At 58.7% G+C, this 2500-nt stretch carries 2 rRNA genes (1 of these 2 cut by a window edge); both read left to right on the top strand.

The window, feature by feature from the left end:
* Positions 1–2173 (top strand): 23S ribosomal RNA (locus CCS01_RS16530); it begins 582 nt to the left of the window's first position.
* Positions 2174–2333: 160 nt separating this feature from the next.
* Positions 2334–2448 (top strand): 5S ribosomal RNA (gene rrf, locus CCS01_RS16525).
* Positions 2449–2500 lie beyond the last annotated feature (52 nt).

Here is a 2500-nt window from a genome sequence, read left to right as displayed (position 1 = left end):
AGCTTAAGCCGCTAGGCGAAGGCGCAGCGAAAGCGAGTCTGAAGTGGGCGTTCAGTCGCGGGCAGAAGACCCGAAACCGAGTGATCTAGCCATGGCCAGGCTGAAGGTGGGGTAACACCCACTGGAGGGCCGAACCCACGCCTGTTGAAAAAGTCGGGGATGAGCTGTGGCTAGGGGTGAAAGGCCAATCAAACTCGGAAATAGCTGGTTCTCCGCGAAATCTATTGAGGTAGATCGTCGGATGGTTACCCGCGGGGGTAGAGCACTGGATGGGCTAGGGGGACCCAAAGTCTTACCAAACCTAACCAAACTCCGAATACCGCGACGTATAGTCCGGCAGACAGACGGCGGGTGCTAAGGTCCGTCGTCGAGAGGGAAACAGCCCAGACCACCAGCTAAGGTCCCCAAGTTGTGGCTAAGTGGGAAAGGATGTGGGAATTCCAAAACAACCAGGAGGTTGGCTTAGAAGCAGCCATCCTTTAAAGAAAGCGTAATAGCTCACTGGTCTAGTCAAGAAATCCTGCGCCGAAGATGTAACGGGGCTGAAGCCACACACCGAAGCTGTGGGATCGTCGGTCCGAGCAATTGGGCACGATGATCGGTAGCGGAGCGTTCTGTAAGTCTGTGAAGGAAGAGGGGTGACCCCTTCTGGAGATATCAGAAGTGCGAATGCTGACATGAGTAGCGACAAACAGTGTGAGAAACACTGTCGCCGAAAGTCCAAGGGTTCCTGCGCAAGGTTAATCCGCGCAGGGTGAGCCGGCCCCTAAGGCGAGGGCGAAAGCCGTAGTCGATGGGAACGGGGCGAACATTCCCCGGCCTGCTGGATGTGACGAATGACAGGTGTTGTCCGGCCTTATCGGATTGGCCGGGCAGCTGCGTTGTTCCGGGAAACAGCACCAGCGTAGAGACCGTACCCGAAACCGACACAGGTGGACTGGTAGAGCATACCCAGGCGCTTGAGAGAACGATGCTGAAGGAACTAGGCAAATTGCTCGCGTAACTTCGGGATAAGCGAGACCCTTCACCGGGCAACCGGCGGGGGGTGGCACAAAGCAGGGGGTAGCGACTGTTTAGTAAAAACACAGGGCTGTGCGAAGTCGAGAGACGACGTATACGGTCTGACGCCTGCCCGGTGCCGGAAGGTTAAGAGGAGGTGTGCAAGCACCGAATTGAAGCCCCGGTAAACGGCGGCCGTAACTATAACGGTCCTAAGGTAGCGAAATTCCTTGTCGGGTAAGTTCCGACCTGCACGAATGGCGTAACGACTTCCCCACTGTCTCCAGCATCGGCTCAGCGAAATTGAATTCCCCGTGAAGATGCGGGGTACCCGCGGTCAGACGGAAAGACCCTATGAACCTTTACTGCAGCTTTGCAGTGGCCTCAGAAGAGGGCTGTGTAGGATAGGTGGGAGGCTTCGAAGCGTGGGCGCCAGCCTGCGTGGAGCCAACCTTGAAATACCACCCTGACCTCGGCTGATGTCTAACCGCGACCGGTCAGCCCGGTCCGGGACCCTGCATGGCGGGCAGTTTGACTGGGGCGGTCGCCTCCCAAATGGTAACGGAGGCGCGCGATGGTGGGCTCAGGCCGGTCGGACATCGGCTGCTGAGTGCAATGGCACAAGCCCGCCTGACTGCGAGAGTGACAGCTCGAGCAGAGACGAAAGTCGGCCATAGTGATCCGGTGGTCCCGCGTGGAAGGGCCATCGCTCAACGGATAAAAGGTACTCTAGGGATAACAGGCTGATCTCCCCCAAGAGTCCACATCGACGGGGAGGTTTGGCACCTCGATGTCGGCTCATCACATCCTGGGGCTGGAGCAGGTCCCAAGGGTTCGGCTGTTCGCCGATTAAAGTGGTACGTGAGCTGGGTTTAGAACGTCGTGAGACAGTTCGGTCCCTATCTGCCGTGGGTGAAGGAGATTTGCGAGGATTTGTCCCTAGTACGAGAGGACCGGGATGAACAGACCTCTGGTGCACCGGTTGTCATGCCAATGGCACCGCCGGGTAGCTATGTCTGGACGGGATAACCGCTGAAAGCATCTAAGCGGGAAACCCACCTCTAAACCAGATCTCCCCGAGGGCCGTGCAAGACCAGCACGTCGATAGGCCGGATGTGCAAGCGCGGCAACGCGCGCAGCTGACCGGTCCTAATCGCCCGAGCGGCGCGATCCCAGATCCCCAGATCACGTCCGGGGACAAGCACCATGCATGGAAATCATCCCCAGATCCGGGGATGGTCCGCCACATCACACACACACACACACACACACACACACACACACACCAGAACCACGATCCACACCTGGCACACCACACAGGGTGGATTGGATGACCTGGTGGTCATCGCGGGGGGCCCGCACCCGATCCCATCCCGAACTCGGCCGTGAAAACCCCCAGCGCCCATGGTACTGTGCCTCAAGGCACGGGAGAGTCGGTCGCCGCCAGGTCGTCCAATCCACTCTGGTCCCCTCTCCCCATCCAACGCGGGGTGGAGCAGCC

Source organism: Rhodopila globiformis, assembly GCF_002937115.1.
Taxonomy (GTDB): Bacteria; Pseudomonadota; Alphaproteobacteria; order Acetobacterales; family Acetobacteraceae; genus Rhodopila; species Rhodopila globiformis.
This window is presented reverse-complemented; position numbering and strand designations above follow the sequence as displayed.